The 19,431-nt window shown below is 38.2% G+C and carries 23 protein-coding genes; 5 read left to right on the forward strand and 18 right to left on the reverse strand.

What is annotated here, in order from left to right:
• Positions 1–22 precede the first annotated feature (22 nt).
• Both ACN6MV_RS19965 and ACN6MV_RS19970 read right to left on the reverse strand, forming a co-directional pair.
• A complete protein-coding gene (locus ACN6MV_RS19965) occupies positions 23–898 on the reverse strand; it encodes an AraC family transcriptional regulator (protein WP_419886783.1) in 876 nt (291 codons plus the stop codon).
• 118 nt (positions 899–1,016) lie between these two features.
• Positions 1,017–1,538: a CAP domain-containing protein gene (locus tag ACN6MV_RS19970; RefSeq protein ID WP_076121156.1), complete on the reverse strand. Its 522-nt coding sequence runs from the start codon at positions 1,536–1,538 to the stop codon at positions 1,017–1,019.
• Positions 1,539–1,713: 175 nt separating this feature from the next.
• On the opposite strand from ACN6MV_RS19970, the gene ACN6MV_RS19975 reads away from it, so the two are divergent.
• Together ACN6MV_RS19975 and ACN6MV_RS19980 are read left to right on the forward strand one after the other, a co-directional pair.
• A complete protein-coding gene (locus ACN6MV_RS19975; RefSeq protein WP_042129205.1) occupies positions 1,714–2,139 on the forward strand; it encodes a MarR family winged helix-turn-helix transcriptional regulator in 426 nt (141 codons plus the stop codon).
• Between the two features lie 84 nt (positions 2,140–2,223).
• Positions 2,224–3,633: an MDR family MFS transporter gene (locus tag ACN6MV_RS19980; protein ID WP_419884701.1), complete on the forward strand. Its 1,410-nt coding sequence runs from the start codon at positions 2,224–2,226 to the stop codon at positions 3,631–3,633.
• 47 nt (positions 3,634–3,680) lie between these two features.
• Here the strand turns inward: ACN6MV_RS19980 and ACN6MV_RS19985 are convergent, their stop codons facing one another.
• The 6 genes from ACN6MV_RS19985 to ACN6MV_RS20010 all read right to left on the reverse strand — a co-directional run bounded on the left by ACN6MV_RS19985 (position 3,681) and on the right by ACN6MV_RS20010 (position 8,593).
• Complete coding sequence (locus ACN6MV_RS19985) at positions 3,681–4,154, reverse strand: GNAT family N-acetyltransferase (protein WP_042129209.1); 474 nt, start codon at positions 4,152–4,154, stop codon at positions 3,681–3,683.
• A gap of 40 nt (positions 4,155–4,194) precedes the next feature.
• The gene (locus ACN6MV_RS19990) at positions 4,195–4,431 is read right to left on the reverse strand and encodes a hypothetical protein (protein ID WP_419884702.1); all 237 of its coding nucleotides are present in this window, start codon (positions 4,429–4,431) and stop codon (positions 4,195–4,197) included.
• 35 nt (positions 4,432–4,466) lie between these two features.
• The gene (locus ACN6MV_RS19995; RefSeq protein WP_076120694.1) at positions 4,467–5,129 is read right to left on the reverse strand and encodes a DUF421 domain-containing protein; all 663 of its coding nucleotides are present in this window, start codon (positions 5,127–5,129) and stop codon (positions 4,467–4,469) included.
• A gap of 101 nt (positions 5,130–5,230) precedes the next feature.
• Complete coding sequence (locus ACN6MV_RS20000) at positions 5,231–6,469, reverse strand: ATP-binding protein (RefSeq protein WP_419884703.1); 1,239 nt, start codon at positions 6,467–6,469, stop codon at positions 5,231–5,233.
• A 650-nt stretch (positions 6,470–7,119) separates the two neighbouring features.
• Positions 7,120–7,869, reverse strand: coding sequence for a DUF4184 family protein (locus ACN6MV_RS20005; RefSeq protein WP_042129217.1), 750 nt, complete (start codon positions 7,867–7,869; stop codon positions 7,120–7,122).
• A gap of 19 nt (positions 7,870–7,888) precedes the next feature.
• The gene (locus ACN6MV_RS20010; protein ID WP_419884704.1) at positions 7,889–8,593 is read right to left on the reverse strand and encodes a class I SAM-dependent methyltransferase; all 705 of its coding nucleotides are present in this window, start codon (positions 8,591–8,593) and stop codon (positions 7,889–7,891) included.
• Between the two features lie 131 nt (positions 8,594–8,724).
• Here ACN6MV_RS20010 and ACN6MV_RS20015 point away from each other — a divergent pair, with 131 nt between their 5' ends.
• The 3 genes from ACN6MV_RS20015 (at position 8,725) to ACN6MV_RS20025 (ending at position 10,486) form a co-directional block, all read left to right on the forward strand.
• Complete coding sequence (locus ACN6MV_RS20015; protein ID WP_081954267.1) at positions 8,725–9,537, forward strand: helix-turn-helix domain-containing protein; 813 nt, start codon at positions 8,725–8,727, stop codon at positions 9,535–9,537.
• A 73-nt stretch (positions 9,538–9,610) separates the two neighbouring features.
• Complete coding sequence (locus ACN6MV_RS20020; RefSeq protein ID WP_042129221.1) at positions 9,611–10,072, forward strand: SRPBCC family protein; 462 nt, start codon at positions 9,611–9,613, stop codon at positions 10,070–10,072.
• A 54-nt stretch (positions 10,073–10,126) separates the two neighbouring features.
• Positions 10,127–10,486, forward strand: coding sequence for a VOC family protein (locus tag ACN6MV_RS20025; protein ID WP_042129223.1), 360 nt, complete (start codon positions 10,127–10,129; stop codon positions 10,484–10,486).
• Between the two features lie 159 nt (positions 10,487–10,645).
• Here the strand turns inward: ACN6MV_RS20025 and ACN6MV_RS20030 are convergent, their stop codons facing one another.
• The 10 genes from ACN6MV_RS20030 to ACN6MV_RS20075 all read right to left on the reverse strand — a co-directional run bounded on the left by ACN6MV_RS20030 (position 10,646) and on the right by ACN6MV_RS20075 (position 19,342).
• The gene (locus ACN6MV_RS20030; protein WP_042129225.1) at positions 10,646–11,122 is read right to left on the reverse strand and encodes a GNAT family N-acetyltransferase; all 477 of its coding nucleotides are present in this window, start codon (positions 11,120–11,122) and stop codon (positions 10,646–10,648) included.
• A 140-nt stretch (positions 11,123–11,262) separates the two neighbouring features.
• Positions 11,263–12,042 (reverse strand): SDR family oxidoreductase, encoded by a 780-nt coding sequence (locus tag ACN6MV_RS20035; protein ID WP_419884705.1) that lies wholly within the window; start codon positions 12,040–12,042, stop codon positions 11,263–11,265.
• Positions 12,043–12,060: 18 nt separating this feature from the next.
• On the reverse strand, positions 12,061–12,591 hold the full coding sequence (gene cysC, locus ACN6MV_RS20040) for an adenylyl-sulfate kinase (protein ID WP_419884706.1): 531 nt from the start codon (positions 12,589–12,591) through the stop codon (positions 12,061–12,063).
• 52 nt (positions 12,592–12,643) lie between these two features.
• Complete coding sequence (locus ACN6MV_RS20045) at positions 12,644–13,240, reverse strand: hypothetical protein (RefSeq protein ID WP_419884707.1); 597 nt, start codon at positions 13,238–13,240, stop codon at positions 12,644–12,646.
• Positions 13,241–13,305: 65 nt separating this feature from the next.
• Positions 13,306–14,037 carry a class I SAM-dependent DNA methyltransferase gene (locus tag ACN6MV_RS20050; RefSeq protein WP_419884708.1) on the reverse strand — a complete coding sequence of 244 codons (732 nt, stop codon included), beginning with the start codon at positions 14,035–14,037 and terminating at the stop codon, positions 13,306–13,308.
• Between the two features lie 143 nt (positions 14,038–14,180).
• Positions 14,181–16,151, reverse strand: coding sequence for a serine hydrolase (locus ACN6MV_RS20055; protein WP_419884709.1), 1,971 nt, complete (start codon positions 16,149–16,151; stop codon positions 14,181–14,183).
• A 193-nt stretch (positions 16,152–16,344) separates the two neighbouring features.
• On the reverse strand, positions 16,345–16,830 hold the full coding sequence (locus ACN6MV_RS20060) for a hypothetical protein (RefSeq protein ID WP_042129237.1): 486 nt from the start codon (positions 16,828–16,830) through the stop codon (positions 16,345–16,347).
• Between the two features lie 145 nt (positions 16,831–16,975).
• A complete protein-coding gene (locus tag ACN6MV_RS20065) occupies positions 16,976–17,437 on the reverse strand; it encodes a hypothetical protein (RefSeq protein ID WP_042129239.1) in 462 nt (153 codons plus the stop codon).
• Between the two features lie 68 nt (positions 17,438–17,505).
• Positions 17,506–18,804: a DUF4179 domain-containing protein gene (locus ACN6MV_RS20070; protein ID WP_076120708.1), complete on the reverse strand. Its 1,299-nt coding sequence runs from the start codon at positions 18,802–18,804 to the stop codon at positions 17,506–17,508.
• The gene (locus ACN6MV_RS20075) at positions 18,797–19,342 is read right to left on the reverse strand and encodes a sigma-70 family RNA polymerase sigma factor (RefSeq protein ID WP_042129243.1); all 546 of its coding nucleotides are present in this window, start codon (positions 19,340–19,342) and stop codon (positions 18,797–18,799) included. The genes ACN6MV_RS20070 and ACN6MV_RS20075 overlap by 8 nt, the downstream gene beginning before the upstream one ends.
• Positions 19,343–19,431 lie beyond the last annotated feature (89 nt).

A 19,431-nucleotide genomic window follows, 5' to 3' on the forward strand; every position in this document is an offset into this window, starting at 1 on the left:
TGGCTATATACCATGCATTATTCTAAACTCCATGGACATTTTTGCTGTGAAATTCCGAGGGGCTGATGCCTGTCATTCTTTTGAAAATTCTGCTGAAATAAAATTCATCCGTAAAACCAAGGGTTTGCGCAACCTCTTTGATTTTCATGTCTCCTTCGAGAATCAGCTCTTTCGCTTTATCAATTTTCATTTTATTAAAGAACTCTATGATCGAATAACCTGTGATTTCTTTGAACGCTCTCGACAAATAAGCAGGTGACAGCTGTACTAATTCTGACAATTCACTCAAGCTCACTTTATGATTGAGCTTTTGATGCATATAGTTAATGATTTTTTCCACCTTTAAGGAAGTGGAATAATTTTGACTTTGTTTTTGTGTATTTTGAGCAATCGCGATGATAAGCTGCTGTAACAAAGTCTTCGCTACAAATTCATATCCCGGCAGCTTAGTATTCCAGCTTTGAATCATTGTTCCGAAGATATCTTCTACCTGATAATAATCCTTCAATTCATTTACCGGTTGAAGATGGAGCGTTCCTACATGAGCATTAATTCCCCATTCCTCTTCGTTCATGCTCACCTTCGCATAGTTGAAATGAACGGACAGAAAGCATAAGGGATCTTCAGCATCGATCTCTATTGAATGCTTAACCCCTGGAGAAATGTAGAATAACATACCCGCTTTAAACGAATACCTTTTGTGTTCGATCATAAAACTGCCCTTCCCTCCAGTCACTAAGAGAAGTTCATGATGCTGAAGGGTTCTGACAAGCTTACTCCAATTTCTCTTGGGGTCATTAAAGTATCTATAATTACAATACAGAATGTGAAAAAAAAGATTACTTAGATTCATAAAATCCCCCATATGTATCGTCTTGGAGTAACCCACTTTAATCATTGTATTATTTAGTTCTAGAAATCGCAAAAAAGAACCCACCCTGTAATTGAACTTCACCTCTATGGTAGAACACCGTTCGAGGCGCATTTCATTAAAGAGCGGATTCTCAGAACAATCCTTATGGTTTCTGGATAAACAATTGTGTCCAATAATGTTGATATTGGCTAGTAGCTGTTCCCCCTACATAACCAACCCCAATATCCGTAAAGCGAGGATCTAAAATATTTGCTCTATGACCAGCACTATTCATCCACGATCTCATTACTGCTTCAGGTGTTGCTTGTCCCTCCGCAATATTTTCTCCATATGCACGCCAAGCCACTCCAAATCGATCTAACATCTGAGAAGGAGTACCGTATGTTGGAGAAGTATGACTAAAATAATTATTATCCCTCATATCTCTTGATTTCAAAACTGCAAGATCGGTGAGCCGAGAATTAAGAGTTAATGCAGCAATTCCTCTACTCGTCCGTTCTTCGTTAACTAATCGAAAGACTTGAAGTTCGAATGCATTGGCTTGTCTGATATGAATTCTTGACTGCCCTACTCTTTTCGTTGTTTTACTCGAAGTACGTTTCACTGTTGACCCTTTAGAAATAGAACTTTTCACTCTTCTTATTGATGATATTCTTTTTCTCATAATTTCCCCTCCAGCAATGTATTTATAACAATATATTGTGGAAGAGGTTTTCACGCTTGTACTTAAGTCTATAATACTACTATAAATTTACTTGACATGTATTAGATACTTTATGTTAATATAAACAAAACCATAACGTTGATATATCATCTATATTTGAATTAGGAGAGATCATATGGATTCCAAAGACCCGCTTGGTTTAGTTATTCGAGATTTGCATTTAGAAATAGCCAATTATTTGACCAGATTGCTTGCCCCTGTTCGACTTGCTCCTGAACAACATTTACTTATGGCTTTGCTGCTGGAGAAAGAAGGTTTATCTCAGAACGAGATTGCTTATAAACTTGGGAAGGACAAAGCCAGTGTTGCCCGAATGATCGCTAGCTTAGAGAACAAGGGTTACATTCATAAAGTAACAAGTACGCAAGATCGTCGTTCGGTAAATGTTTTTGTAACAGACGAAGGTAGACAATTAGAAACTAAGATAAATGAGGTGACTATCCAATTAAACGAAATTATTGCAACAGGATTATCTCCTGCGGAATATTCAACACTAAAAACTTTATTAACGCGTGTACAGAATAATGTAAGAGATGCATAAATGATTTTCGCTGTCCTATAGTTGACATATCATCTATTCTATATAAAAAATGAATCTATTTCTGAAAAGAGGTTTCTTCCTATCATGGAATCAACAGCAGCTGTTCAAGTTAAACGTCCCGCCCTTATGGCCTTCTCACTTATGCTAGGTGCATTCGTCGGGCTATTTAGTGAAACCGCCTTAAATATGGCTTTTACCAACTTAATGGATGAGTTCTCAATCAGTGCCTCAACGGTTCAATGGCTAACCACCGGATATTTACTTGTATTGGGAATCCTCGTTCCAATATCCGCCCTATTAATGCAGTGGTTTACCACTAGACAATTATTCACAGCTTCTTTGCTATTATCTATCGTAGGTACATTAATTGCTGCCCTCTCCCCAAATTTCACCTCGTTATTAATTGCGCGTTTAGTGCAGGCTTTGGGAACTGGTTTATTACTCCCCCTAATGACGAACATTATTCTAATTATTTTCCCTGCACATAAACGCGGAACCGTCATGGGGATGATGGGACTAGTGATTATGTGTGCACCAGCCATCGGCCCAACTTTATCCGGTTTGATTGTGGATCATTTGGGTTGGTCGTTTATCTTTTGGATAAGCTTACCTTTATTATTATTTACATTTGGATTTGGATTAACCTTTATCAAGAATGTAGCCAACATTACTAAGCCAAAAATAGATAGTTTATCCATCCTGCTTTCTACTTTTGGATTTGGAGGCATCGTATTTGGATTTAGCAACATCGCTGATCATGCTTTAAGTGAAATCATTGTCTTTCTGCCTCTTATCGTTGGTGTCATCAGCTTAATCCTGTTTGTATTAAGACAGTTTAAGTTAGAAACGCCGATGCTGAATTTACGAGTTTTTAAATATCCAATGTTTACAATAGGTCTGGTGATGGTCTTTTTAGGAATGATGATCATTTTATCCTCTGCCATTTTATTGCCCTTATATTTAAAAGGAGGTTTATTGTTATCAGCTACAGCTGCAGGAGTTCTACTCCTTCCGGGCAGTGTGATTAACGGAGCTATGGCTCCAGTTACTGGAAGAGTATTTGATAAGTTCGGTCCGAAATTATTGCTGCCGCTTGGGTTTTCCATTGCAACAATTGCTGGTTTTCTATTTACAGGCAACTCTACTGAAACTAGTAGCCTAGCCTTTATTCTCATTCACTGCGCAATGTTTATCGGATTAGCCATGGTCATAATGCCCGCTCAAACCAATGGCTTAAATCAATTGCCTGTAAAATACTATCCGGATGGGGCTGCGGTTATGAATACACTTCAGCAAATCGCAGGAGCCCTCGGTACAACGTTTGCTGTTACGCTAATGTCTAGCGGACAAACGCGGTTTGCAAACACAAATCCAACAGCAGCACAGCCTGAAATCTTAACCGCTGGAATTACACATGCTTACTTATTTATCGCAGCAATTGCAGGTATTGGATTGATTTTATCGTTTTTTGTGAAGCGTATTAGAGTTTACTAATTGTAATCAAAAAAGACAGTGGACATAAGATGTCCGCTGTCTTTTTTTTAATCCATAAGTTTCTCATAAAATACTAAAGTTAATTTATCGTTTATTACCTTTGTTTCTTCCGTTCGTTTATACCCTACCTTTTCATATAAATAGCAGTTCCTCTGCTCTTGTTCAATACTATCCAGCTCCCACTTTTTTGCATCGCTATATCTCTGTTCAATGATTGCAAAAACCTGCTGGGCAATCCCCATTCCCTGGTATTCTGGCATAATAAATATGGGGCTGACACGATAAGTTTTATTCTCCTTTTTAACGATTCGGACCCCACCCACAGCAATATCAGAATTCTTAATCATATAATAATCTGTAAAAGACTGATTAATTCGGTTTCTCATTTGTTCTACAGACTCATTGGCTGGGCTCGTTTCATAATCCTTATATTTCTCCAGCAATGGCATAAAGGCTTTGACTTGCATTTGATGAATAAATTCTGCATCACTTACGCCTGCTTTACATAAAGAAATTCCCATGAAATTTGTCCCCTTCAAATATTTCCTAATATAAAGACCATCAGATATTCTTTTTATCACCCGATTTAGAGGAATCTCTAAAAGAGCCCGAAATGCCCGTAAAAAGTCCAATTATACCAATAAACATTCCTATCCCGCGACCGTCCTCATAGGCTAATATCACAACTGCTCCAAATAATGTGGTGTGAAGGCCAAAATGTTGAGTTTGTAGCACACTAGGTCGGATAAAATCTAATAATGCTCCTGCGTGAAACATTACCGTAACTAACACAAGCATGATAACCTCCGTTACAATATTATTAACAACAAGGTTTATCGTTTGTTTTTAGGTATGATATAGAGCGACCCGTCTTCCTTGTATTCAGCATAAGCAATATCCTCAATGCGTTTATAACCTTGCTCCTCGATCCATTCGTGGATCAGTATCTTATTCATCGGTCTGCCACGCATGGAATCTTCCAGTAGTCTGCCCTTATCTATAATTGTAATGGAAAAATCAGAAGACTGCTCCGGCTGCCCATCTTCAGACTTTCGCATAACCGACAAAGAACCGTTCGTTTCAAGCAATGCATACTTTACTTCACTTAGAGAAAATATATTTTGCTGCCGCAGCATAAACAGCAGTTGGGTAAACTCGATATCATATTTCTCCATCAAATCCTGATTTACTTTACCATCGTCGATTAGCAACACTGTCCGACCTTCCGCCATGTTCCCGAACTTCACAAAATGGGTAGTCGCCTTTTCAAACAAATAAGACAAAGCGGTCCAGACGAATAGAGCAAACAGCAGCTGCCAGATCTTCACCTCATCATCGTATATCGTATTACCTACAATCTCACTTAAAATCAATGATGACAGGAAATCGAGTGGTGTCAATTGGCTAAGCGTCTTGCGGCCAGTAATAAAGGTAATAATCCACAAACCAAAGAAGCTGATGATCAGTTTGACACCTATAGTTATAAAAACCTCCATAGCCGCACCTCCTGATGGATTAATACAGGCTCGTAGCCTTTTTACACAAAATCCATTCATGAGAGGTATTACACTTTCCTAATAAAGGATAAACAGTCCGATTAAGTTGGGATAGTGATAAGAAACGTTGTTCCTTTGCCTTTTTCGCTATCGACTTCAATATTTCCTTTTACCTTATCAATGGTACTGTAGACCATTAGCATTCCCAGTCCTGTTCCTTCTGCTTTGGTAGAATAATACGGCTTACCTAGACGTGATATTTCTTCCTTAGTCATTCCAATGCCAGTATCTCGAATACTGATGATAATATTTTGTTTTTTTTCCGAAATATCAATGAACAGGGTGCCGCCTTCTTTTTCTTTCATGGCTTCAATTCCGTTTTTATAAAGATTAATTAGACATTGCTGTATTTGGTTCCGATCATAGTTTTTTTTTAACGAATTATTAAAACTAAATTTGACCTCTACTTTGTGCATAGTGGCATAAGGCATGATGATATTTTTAGTATATTCAGACTCCGCCTTCATATTAGAATAAACCATATTTTCGGACTGTGGCTTGGCAAAAGAGAGATAATCACTCACGATTTTTTCAGCCCTCTGTAGTTCTAGCAGAGATAGTTCTACGTATTGTTTTTCCTCTCGGGTGATCGAATTAGATTTATTCAACAGTTGTAAAAAACCGCTGGTCACTGTAAGTGGATTTCTTATTTCATGTGATACACTAGCCGCTAGCTCGCTGACGACATTTAATCTTTCAGAATGCATAATTCGGTCGCGATTCTTAATATTAGTAATTATCTTTTCTATTAGAATCATATTGATACTCATCACCCCGGCATGCGTCGTAAAGGCATTCAAGGTGAGAAACCAATATTCTCTATTTAAACTCCCCTGTGTAAAACCTAATATAATTAGATAAAATCCCATCGTCAGAAAAGAAATTAATGTTGCCGCGATGATGCGACTTTTAGAATCTAGTTTTAAGAACCTTTTACTATATAGAGGGACCAGGATTAGTATTGAAGTGGCGAAAAGAAAGGATTGTAACGTACCCTCACCCCCCACATAAAATCGATAGATATTTAAAAGGATATATAACGGTAGAACGTTCTTGTATCCACCAAAAAGAGCCACAATGATAAACGGGATATATCTCAAATCAAAAATAAAGCCCATATCGAGTTTAAAAGGTTTGGCTATACAGAGACACATGGTCACTGCCGACAGTAGAACCAGAATCTTACTATTATAAGCAAAAGCACGATTCTCAAAGAAAAGTAGAAAAATTAAGATTGGAAACAATAAAAATAAGAAATTCAAAAGCAAAGTCTCAAACAAGGGATAACTTCCTTTCAGCCTAGTGTTACTCAAAAGACAGCGTACTGGAAAAATACGCTAAAGTAATATTATAAGTAAAGTTCCCCTTATTAACTATGTATTTCTCAACCATTTTTAAAAATAATAAAAATAAGCACCTGACGACGTCCTTGGAGGTAAAGTTACAAGCTGAGTACATCCGTAATTCCATACTCGTATCCGTGTGAGGTTCCGCTTACCAACCGTATAGCCTTTATTTCAATGAAATAAGCACATATATTAGGGATGGACCATATTGCACTTATTCCCTAACAACAATCCCATCCCGGGTGAATCAGGGCGAATAACGGCGCTGGCTCGTTACGTTACCTGCGGCACATTGTATTCGGTTTTTCGCATACATTTATCCGTAAGCTCGACTAAAACATGCATTTCTGGAGGATATAAGGTCCACTCGGTCCGTTATACATCCCAAAAGAGGCGTGTACTTAATAAAAAACAGGGCTCCCCATGGCCAGCAGTTGAATATAGGACCATCCATTGTATTTATTTCACATTTCTCCGCAGTCTCAAAATTTCACAAATTCTTTTATTGCAAAAAACATTCAATGGATGCTTTAATGATGCGATGATTTTCTTACTCGTAATTTATTTAACGAATCGAATTATGATTATTTTGTCTTTTGTAAACCTCTTATTATGATCGATACAAGCAATATTCCTAAACATCCACCTGTAATAGGCGAAACCACAAGAATACCAATTATATTCTTGCTCGAACTAAAAAGTAACTTCATACTGGTTACTGCTATCGCTACAACAACTACTGATGTCCAGAAAATACTTTTTTGTATTGTTGTTACTGTTGGTATCATGGTTACCGTTTCACGATGGCGATACAACGACCTAACTATGATCCAAGTTACCATGAGTAATCCGAATATGGAAAACGAATGCTGCAATATTTTATAAAAAGTGAAATTATAAATCACTATATCCCTTAATGGGGGAAATTGACCTACAAAGTAACCATTGAAATGTGTAAAACCATCGATGAACACGTGAGTAAAGAAACCAATAATCACAGATATGATGAACACTATCCAGCCCTTAGAGGTCAATCTCCACTTGCTCAAGGTATTGTACGCTCGTTGATCTATATTATAGTTCGAAGGAAGATGCAATATTAATATCTCCTTAACTAAAAAATGGAAAATTAGTGCAATAATCACACATAGGGGAATTGCCTGTACTAATAATCCTTTTATAGAATGCCCTATACTTTGATGGGGCTCAAGCATAATAAAATATTCAAAATCAGGTGACATACTTCCCAGAATCAAGCCGGTAGAACTAAAGTATTTTGGTTTCACATTTTTAAAAGGAAGTGCAAAAATAGGATGAGCAAAAGTGAAAGGCATAACAATCTCCTAGTGTTTATTATATTTTTTTAGCAACAAAGGTTATACAATCTGTTGTCAGTTTTACGGGCTGTCCATTTCTATCAATTTGATATTCTAATAATTTTACAAATCGTTGTTTAACTTCCCATCCAGTGTACTGCTGAACTAATAAATCCATCATTCTTTCTGTAGATATATTCACTTCGAACATCGGGTCTAGTTCTTGTCCATTTTCAAGGTTTACCTCTTGTATGTTCGATCCGATAATAATGCAATTGATTCCATTTCTTTTAGTTCCAATAATCATTTCGTTAAGCTTACTTTCCAGAGCTTTTTCCGAACTTATATGTTCCAAGGCAGATACAGCTAAGATAATGTCATATTCCTCTTGATCGATAATGAAATATTCAATGTCAGATAGTCTTGTTACAATAAATGGTTCAACTCCAAATTTTCGACTATAACCTTCCAATTTTTCTATGGCCGACTCCAATAAATCAACACAAACTATCTTCCCATTTCTATTTTTCATGAATTCCGCTATGGCGATACTATTTCTACCAATCCCAGCTCCTAAATCTAATACACTTAAGTATTCTTGATCTCTGTATTCTTCTAATAGATCGATTACCGTCTTTACGGGTCTATGTAGCCAGGAACCTGGCTCGAACAAATTATAACTATCGTAACACAAGTCATGATATCTCTTCTCTTCAGTTCTTATATTCGCTATTCTGTCCATATCACACCTCGAGCTTTCCTTATTACATATTTTCAACTAAGCATTGTGCGGCGTTCAAATAAAACCTAAAATACTACATATATAGGTTTTTTTTGATATTACACTATGAACCCCCTATGATAATGAAGGAGATGGTTAACGTAAAGCCTACTCATCTACCACATCATAGCTATATCCACGCGACGGAGCTAGCTATTCAATACATGAAGGAGCATCTTGATGAAGAAGTAACCTCAGAGCAACTCGCTCATCTAGTCGGTTATAGCGCCTATCACTTCACTAGAATATTTAAGAAGGCAACAGGAATTTCACCACGCCAATACTTGTCCGCCTTGCGGATAGAATCTGGTAAACAAGCGCTGCTGAAACAACCTTCGTTGCTAACGAAGATTATGCTCTCGATAGGCTTCCGAAGTGCCGGCTCCTTCCATCATCGGTTCAAGCAATTCGTCGGCCTATCACCTAAGAAGTTTGCAGCCACTTCATCTGAATTATTCTCCCATATGAATCAATATGAACACACACCCTTATCATCTGATATATTGCCATCCTCACCACAAATGTGCATTCACTGTCAGCTAGAGACACCACCGGATTTTCGCGGTCTATTATTTATAGGTTTATTTCCACGCCCCATTCCCGATCAGAAACCCATCGTCGGTACTGCGCTCAATATGCGCAATCGCGAATGCATATTTACTGATATCTCACCTGGTACGTATTACATACTTGCAGCAGGTATTCCATGGAGTCGTAATCCTGTTGACTATTTTAAGTTAGATACTTGTTTGCGAGGAAAATTTGATGAACCTGTTGAAGTGACTATTACAACGAAGTTACACGTACAAATCCTATTAAGAGATCCGCTCCCGTATGATCCACCAATCGTCGTTAATTTGCCGCTGTTATTGTTTGAGAAATTTAGCCGAAAGCGAGCAAACTAGAAGACTTTACAAGCTGATTAATCACATATACTTAATCAAATTGACAGAAATCTTCCTGATAAGAGGTGACCAGATGAGTCTAGTATCACAAATCGTCGTAAACAGTAATCTAGATTTGGTATGGAAGGCATGGACTGAAGCGGATCGTCTATCGGAATGGTTTGCACCAGAAGCATTAGTCGAATTGAAGGAAGGCGGGAAATACGAACTTTACTTCGATCCTAGCAACAAGCAATCGATGAGTACCGCTGGCTGTAAAATACTTCGGATAGAAGCACCTCATACACTCGTCTTTGAATGGAAAGGTCCTGATCCGTTCTCTGAAGTCATGAATAAGCCCGCAAATCTAACACAGATTGAGATGAAATTGAAAGCTCTTTCCGATGGTACACTTGTTACGATATGTCATTCGGGATGGACAGAATCTGAACCGTCACAAAACGCTAGAAGCTGGCATGAGCAGGCTTGGGCACAGATGCTTTCAAGTCTTAAGAACAAGTTAGAGGCAGGTCAAGGAATATTGTGCTGTCAATAAATGATCCTATCCCTTATTTGTGCACGTATTCTAACCTATTGGAGGAATAATTATATGCCTAATATCAGTGTTATTTCTATTAACATAGCAGATATGACTGCTGCCATTGATTTCTATTGTAATAAATTAGGATTCGAAATCTCCACCCAATATGATGATTGCCTTGTTAGCTTGAAGCACGAACCTATCCCGATTGTACTCTGTCAAGTGGAGCTCAATACTCAAGTTCAGTATCCAAGAGAATCACAAGTTGTAATTGGACTCCAAGTCGAGGACCTAGTCGCTTCTATTCAGCAATATAAGCTGCTTGGTATCAAAGTGCTATACGATGAACCTCGCGAGTGTCCTCCAGGCATCTATAACGCCATTGAAGATCCGTTTGGCAATGTAATTGAACTGTTGGAATATAGCTAATTAGTATAAACCGTTACTAGCATTTTCGAGTAGCGGTTTCTCTCATTGCTTTCAGACATCAATGCCTGTTCCATCTCCGAACGTGAATTGTGATTTGATACTGCTTCAAAGTAACGATGATTTCACGAAACGGTTCGACATCTCCAAGTGGAAAGCAAATCAAAGTCGCAATAGGGTCGTTTGCTCGCCTTCAATAATTTCGCCGCTGTCACGGAAGCCGAAGCTTTCATAAAGTCTTTTAGCGGGCAAGTTATCAGCCTTATAAGAAATCCAGCAATATTGTGCGGGACCTGCTGGTAAGGTGCGGATAAATTCCAAAATTCTTCTCATGGCTTCTCGACCGTATCCCTGATTCTGGTATCGTTTATCAATCATTAGTCGCAGGATACAATAGCTATCGTTCACGAATGATGGAACTTCATATCCAGTGATTCCATAAGTCAACATCACAAAACCAACCGGCTCTTCATCCGCGTAAATCGCAAACGGAATTGGATGACCACCATTGGTTACAAGGACATAACACGAAGCCATACTTGATAAATTGGACGCAACGAAGCGACGTTGATCATCTGAAACTTCCAGGTTAAAAATGGCACGTCGGTTTTCTAGTGTAATCTTTCTGAGAGTAATCATACTGGGCTTCTCCCTTCATATCTAAATTATTGAGTTTGGATATTATATCATCAATTCCCATGTTTTGTAGCGATAGTCTGCCCACTAGCTAAAAAAGGCTACCGTTCAATCGGTAGCCAGGATGAAGTACTTATGTCTTTTTATTTTCCTAGAAATCCACCTTCAGATTTTATCACTTGCCCCGTGATCCACTGCGAATCATCACTCGCTAAGAAACTAATGCCTCTAGCTGCATCTTCTGGCAAGCCGATTCTTCCCATTGGAAACATAGGCAAAAAGTGAGTTTTCATCTCATCTGTTATCCAGCCGGAATCCGTAGGACCCGGATCAAAACCATTGACTGTGATATGTAGCGGAGCTAAACCAACAGAAAGAGGTTCAATTAATCCGATTAGTGCACCCTTCGTCATTATATAAGCTAGGTTATCAGGGTCAGGCCCTTTAGAAACCATAAAAATAATCCTACCTGGAGTCCCCTTTGAATGATTCTTTTCGAATCTTCTGGCAAATTCAGTACTGAGTAAAACCGTGCCTCGATTGTTCACTACATAATGTTGATCTAATGAAGTGATATTCAGGTTCTGATAATTCGTCGGCACACAGTAAGCCGCATTATTAATCAAAATCGAAGCCTTTCCTAATGACTCTTCCACCTGATCCATAATCTTTATCGAGATTTCAGGATTGGCAAAATCTGCTTCCATGTGACTCGCCCTGACTCCCAAGCTTTTCAGTTCTGCACAAAGTTGCTCCGGCCATTCTTTTTCTCCACCATTCCCTTCTGTCTCATCAAAGGGATGCCAATGCGTAAAGAAAATATCCACCCCCTGGCTTGCAAGTGAACGGCATATGGCTGTACCGATCCCTGTGGATCTGCTTGCTCCAGTAACGATTGCTATTTTATTATTCAATGAGTTCAACTCTAGCACCTCCATTCATTAATTAGGAGGATAGGCATCCGCTCTAATTTTCATAGCTGATTGGCATTGAAGGATTTTCAATACGCATTCATCTATGGAATACTTATCCGTCTCTACGATCACATCCGGGCAAATAGGCTCTTCATATGGAGAGTCAATACCTGTAAAATACTTGATTTGTCCGGCTCTTGCTTGTTTATATAGACCTTTCGGATCTCTCTCCTCACATACTTCCAGAGAGCATTGCACATAGACTTCCTTGTAGGAATCCCCAATGAGAGAACGGACCTTTTCACGTGTGGAGCGGTAAGGAGAGATCGAGGCAACGATCACATTCAGGTTCGCATCAAGCAGGATTTTTCCAATCTCACCAATTCTTCTGCCGACTTCCAATCGATCCTCTTCGCTGAATTGTAAATCCTGATTAATTCCTTTCCTCAATGTATCACCATCCAGAATGTAGCAGTTCTCAATGTGCTTTTTCAGTTCCTCAGCAAGTGTTGATTTACCTGAACCCGATAACCCAGTCAGCCATATCATTTGATTCATTAATTACGTACCTCTTCCTGCTTAATTCTATTGTTAAAAATACCTTGTATAGTTACTCTAGCTTAAAAACAATCTCAGTGCCTGTCCCATCCTTCTTTAAGGGTACACTAAATTCCTTAAACACTAATGTAATACCGGAGATATCATCTGGGAGAGGTGGAGATACTACGTAGTTATAGGCTGCATGTCCTGATGAACTTCCACCATTCGTCATTCGACTATCATACGATTTATCTATATATAACTCAAAGTGGTTAGGTTTATTAGCAAATATTTCAGAGGTAATATCCCAATCCATACTAAGCGTGATAACACTTGCATTACTGTATTGTCGTATAGAGGTCAGTGTATAGAAGAACTCATCTGCCTCAATAGATTGTAGAACAGCAACATGTTTTCTAAAATCAGTTGGCTCGACCATCGGCTTAAAATGTTCTTCATTATATAATGTCCCAAATACCGATTTCAAAAAATCCTCGTAAAGTTCAAACTTTCCCGCCCAATCAGAAATATACTCAAATGGTGGGAATCCTGGATTATTATCTGAGCATTCTTTACGTTGTTTTATCAATGCACAAATCTGCTCATCGATCTCAATAATTTGTTGATCATAATGCTCAGTGGGGCGTATATATGGCATTCGTTTCATCGTAGACCTCCTCATTGCAATTCTTTTCATTCATATGCTCATTAGACTAGCGTTACTTCAACAAACTATTTTATACATTTAAACACGAGAAAAAGTGGGATTCTCATCCTTCTCATATACTCGTCTTCACTATCAAAAAACTGAGGATTTGGTGTACATTCTCTAATATCCTCTATTTTAAATCCTACATTTTTCAGTGACTGAAAATACTCTTCAAAAGTTCTATGGTACTTAACTACACTTTCTCCAATCCAAGGCTCCATTCTCTTACCCATTTCAAAATAATTATCGACGATCCAGTCCGACTTTCTTTCTGAAGTTGTTGCACTTTTCATGGATGATGTTAGAACCGGATGCTGTACACTAAAAATAAACTGACCATTAGGGATAAGCGCACTACGGATACTATCAAAGATTGGTTCTAGGTCTTGTAAATAATGAATAGCTAACCGAGAGATTACCAAATCATATTTCTCTTTTGGGTAATTCCAACTCTCCATAGTAGCATGATGAATCTCACTTTTAGATGTATTTAACAATTCTTTTGCCGCTTTCGCCATATTACTTGAACCTTCCACACCTTCGTAAAAGTTACATCCCTGCTCAAGCAACTCATATCCGAACTTAGCATCCCCGCATCCTAAATCGAGCACCTTTTTCCCAAATACATCGCCCATTAGATCATATATAACCGGCTTTTCAATAATGTTATTTGGGCTATCCGCTCTGTTTCTTCTCAATAAATAGTTATAGAAAAAATCCGCATTGTCATACACCGATGACCCTTTGTAATCCAAAAAAATACCTCCTTGCTGTATAGAGTATACTTTTGGGTAATTTTAGCATTTAAAACAACCTTATACTACCGATAATTTCATTTAGCTCTTAAACCTATCATTAAAAAAACAACCTCAAAGAGTCTCTTTGAGGTGTCCAATTTTTAGTGTTTGATTGGCAACGTATAGTATCCAAAAGCAAGATCAAGTAATGCACTCGCTTCTTGACGAAGTAAAGGCTGTTTCGATCGGAAATCGACAGACCCATCATACTTCACTTTTGTATCAGGATCTACAATGCCTTGTGACACTAATGCTATGATCGAATCAGTGGCCCATGAGTCTGTATCACCTTTAAGCGTAATTTCTGAAGCTTGCTTAGCTTGCTTTAGATTTTGAATCATAACGGCCGCTTCTTGTCTTGTGATGACAGCATTACGATCAATACTAGGAATACCTTTTTTCGTTAATTCTTTATTCCCCTCAATTAAATGAGGAAACCCGTACCATCCATGAGCAAGAATTAGAGCATCCATAAACTCACCTTGTGTCATGGTTCCCTGTGGTTCGAAATGGTTGCCAGATTTAGCACTTATCACATCAAGCGAATACAGGTTGTAGATGTAAGATTTATAAGCGTTGTCCTCAGATACATCAGCAAATGCTGGCTTCGTGTGAACCTTACGAGCGTCTGAAACAAAATCTGGGCTATTAGGATTCGTATAATAAAAGTATTCGATCTGATCTTTATGATCTTTTTTAAAGGCCAATTTGTTACCTAATTCATCTTCGAACAATAACGGATTAATCATTCGTAACGTATGTGTACCGCTAGTTCCAGTTTCCATAATCAGATTGCCATCAGCATAGGTGAAGTTCGATTTCAAGAAATAGAATCTCGTATTTAAATAAGTTCCAGTATATTTAGCAGCATCAGATGCATCCAATGGGAGATACGTTGGTGTCTCTGGAGCTTTCTTTTCAGGAAAATAGTGATCCATCAAGGCTTCATAGATATCTAAACTCATCATCGTGTCATTGTTATAGGACATGTAGAAAGCGGTATTCTCCTCTGGCAATAATACGATTAGGGATTGATGACCAGGCATATTTCCACCTTTGAGAACCACATGATGACCATTCATCAGATCATTACGATACCCTTCAAATCCACCAATCGTTGTCATCGGAAGCAATTCATTCGCAAAAACGGAGTACGTTTGCATCATCTTTGTGGTTTCTTTACTAATGATTTGCTTTCCATTCACATTACCTTGTTGTTGAAAAAGAGTTAAATACTTAGCCATATCTTCACCAGTTGAAAGGATGCTGCCCTGTGGCCCATCAGTAGGAGCATGCCCATATGTTGGATGTGGTTTGCCATCTGGACCATAATGTGTGGCCATTCTATTTAATAGTTCTGGGGTAAAACGTGCACTAGTAGAATTCATTCCTAACGGTTTGAACACATGGTTCTCCATATACTTATAAAACGGGGTACCACTTACGTTCTCAATCGCATAGCCCGTAAGTAAAAAGGCAAAATTATCATAGGTATACGCTTCACCAGGCGTCCGAACGACCGTCGGCATATGCTCCGTCATAAACTTTTTCATGGGGATGTCTTGATCTACATATTCCGGTGCAACAAAGTTAGCTTTATCCGGGTAATCAAAGCCCGTAGTGTATGACAACATACTTCTTAAGGTTAACGGAGTTTCCGTATCATTAGGTACTTTCATTCCTCCAAGATACGCATTGATATCGTGATCAAGATCCATCTTTCCTTGTTCCACTAGCTGCAAAGCTGCTAAAGCAGTAAATGTCTTCGACACGGATGCGATCTGAAAGACGGTATTCTTATCGACAAGAATTTTCTTTTCTTTGTCCGCATATCCGTACCCTTTATTCACGAGCACCTTTCCGTCTTTAACCACTACAAAATTGGATCCGTTCACGTTGTATTCTTTCATTTTTTGAGCAAATATAGGGTCTACGAAAGCTTCGATTTCTTTTCCATTAAAAGATCCTTTCGAACTTGTTGCGTTGTTGGAGACTGGTACTGAACATGCTGTAAATACTGCTGTTGATAATAATAGTGCGATGACGCTGAGCTTGCGTGTCTTTTTCTTCATAATGTATTCTCCTCTAAAATGTTATTTGTGAATGGTTAACCTGTTATGAGTATCACAAAGGGAATGTCATTCCAGCTAGAAACGTTCTGTCACCAATTAGCTTTGTTACATGTCATATGACGTGTCGATTAAACATAAAAAGACACCAACAAGGAGTCAGTGTCTTTCATTTCACCTATTAGATTAGAAGAGATTATAACCATCTCGAAAAACTCTTATGAGACACATTGATCTGATTTCGTTCGGCCCAAGCTTTTAACTGTTTCATCACTTCATCTTCATCTTTTTGTGACAGAAAATTAAAACATAATTTATAAGGAACAAATTTATTCACTTTAGGTCTAATCCCAACTACAGGACTAAAATATCCTTTTATATAAATATCATTAATCCGATCTGCTTCTATTCTTAGATCTTCTATTAATATAGATTCCGGTTGAATCTGAATTTCAACAACCCTTCTGATGGTAAATATTCTGTAGACTAACACGATTTCGACTATCAGACAAAAAATAGCCTGACCATAAAGTAAACAAGAAAGCACTAAATCGTCGCTAGCTGTATAGCGATGGTTCAGGTTATAAATTTGAAATAACTGAATACCCAATAGCACACTGATGCTTATCAGCAGTGGTATTAACGACGGACGCCTTACTCTATAAACCCCTATATGATCCATGTGCCCCTCCTTTTCTCACGTCCATATAGATTACCATATGTTATAAAAAATGGATATTACATCTTGGTGCTTGGAGAAAAAAATACGGGGCGCCCCATCAGCCATTTCAAGGCTCTTGGAAAACCCCTTGTATTGCCAAAGCCCCTTAGAGCCATCTCATAAATCTTTTGGGAGACAGTTTAACTTGATTACGTTCAGCCCATTTGGTTAGTTCTTTCATTCCCCTGTATTCCTGTTCAAGAAAACTAAAACATAATCTATAGGGAGCAAATTTATGATCAACAGGTTTAATCCCTATTACCGGCTTGAAATAGCCCTTTACATAAATATTCTCAATTCGCTTTGCTTCAATTTCTTTATTTCCAACTATTATCGAGTCCGGAAGAATCTTGATTTCAATAAACCTTCTAATCGTAATGATCCTATAGAGCAATACGATTACAACTATCAGACAAAAGATTACCCAAAAATATCCGATATACGAAAGTACTTTACCGTTCGAATTTTTTATGACGCTTGTCAATAGTAAGCCACTTGAAATAATCATTGATAGCAGAAGTGACATTAAAGAAGGACGACTCACCTCATAAACTCCTGTATTATCCATGTGCCCCTCCTTTTCTCACGTCCATATAGATTACCATATGTTATAAAAAATGGATATCGTACTTCTTTTCACTTTACAGGTATCTTAATCTCTTTATTGTATGCCTTTAAGTAGTGCATTCCTTCTATAAGAAGTGATTCAGGCTCCGTTTGTGTATCAAATAATAAAGTTCGTTCTTTCATTAGTTTACCGTCCGCTTGCTTGATCTCTTTTTGATTGATTGTTGTTTTTAAAGGCGTACTCTCGTTGTTCGTTTCTATAGATACTCCGTCCAGCATTACATCCTCATCAGAAGCAATCGTTATTTCAATGCCTTGAGAGGTTTTGGATACATCCTTTAACCATAGTTCTTTATCACCCAGCTTTAATGGCTTGTCACTTATGGAAGTCTGGAGGACATACTTTTCGTCCAGCTTCTGATATCCAGCAAAATCTTTAACGATTATCTGCATGGAATGCAGCTCTTTCGGCAACGTATCGAAGCGAATATCAAAGTTTCTTCCACCTAAAGATGATTGACTGCCACTCCCCAAGATCTCTACAGGCGCTCCATTCACAATTAATTGTATCCCATGTAATGCTAAATTCACCCGATCAAAATTCTCGACATCCAGCTTCCCTTTAATTACAGTCATCGTTGGTGTAGCTGTTATCGATTTAAACGTAATCGTACCTTTGTCCACTTTAACCTTCTTGTTGATCGATTGTTTAATCTGAGCTTGCATGGCTTCGTTCGGGTTATAAGGAAACGTAACAGTCCCTTCGCTCATCTGACCGTTCACTTCTAGCTGCTGCCAAAAGTGTAGTGTTAATTTTTTCGAAAATGGATTTACGCTGTCAAACGACATCGTTCCTTTAATCTCCGTATGTTCTTCATTGATTAATGAGGTCCCACTTACTACGTTAGAATCAGTTAAAAAACCACTTATCTTAGAAGGTCTAAAAGCGTCAACTGACATATCCTCTAATCCATTTGGGTTAGTTAACGTGTAATACATAATGAATTGATTGGCGTCCGCCATAATTCCGTTAATGGTAAGCTCCGTCCCATCTACTAACATTGTCTTTTTGTTGATGTTTTGTCCCATCCCTTTTTCATTTAGCTGTTGTAACGTTGTGCCTTGAAGCAATTCATCAAAACCAAAAAGCTGCTTCCCATAATAAGCAAAAGCATTGTAGTTCTGTCCAGAAATCACTGTCACTAATACAACAACCGCCGCGACCTTCCAAATCGGCGCTATTCTTTTCGTTCTTTTTGCGGGAGCCGAATTCAATGCCTTTCTTAATCTCATTTCTAATTCTTCAGGTGCGGTAATGGACGCTATGCGCGTCTTCTCATCAGCTAATCGTTGCTCGATGTTATTCATTAACATCACCTCCGAAATGATTTCTGAGCGTTTGTATTCCATGGTAAATTCTTGATTTAACAGTTCCTATCGAGACCTTTGTAAGGTCAGCTATCGTTTGATAATCGAGATCATGAAAATACTTTAATTGAATCGCTTCTCTTTGATGCTCATTTACTTGTAGCAACAAGGTCTCAATATCCATTTGCTGCTCACTTCTGCGAAATGGATCACTACTCACAGCTTGGTCTAAATCCCTATCGTCAACGGTACTCCAATCCTCTAAAAGCACCTGTTTCCCGCGCTTATGAAGTAGTTGTTTACACACATTCACCAAAATCGTCTTACTCCAGCTATAAAAAGCTTCTTCTTTCTTTAGTTGATCGATCTTTTCGTACAGTGTGACGATCATTTCTTCCATGGCATCCATGGCATCATGTGTATTCCTCATATAGCTGAACGCTAGCCTATAATAAACGTCTTTTTCAGACATTATTAAGTGGAGCAACGCTTCTTTATTCCCCTTTTTGGCTTTTTTCACCCAACGTGCAACATCCATACCTTCACCTCTCTCCTTTATAAGAGTTAGGAGTACCTTAAAAAGTTCATTTCGCATAAAAATAATTTTTATATAATATGTACGGTTTC

This window comes from Paenibacillus sp. B-A-8, assembly GCF_048572915.1.
In the GTDB taxonomy this organism is placed as follows: domain Bacteria; phylum Bacillota; class Bacilli; order Paenibacillales; family Paenibacillaceae; genus Paenibacillus_AQ.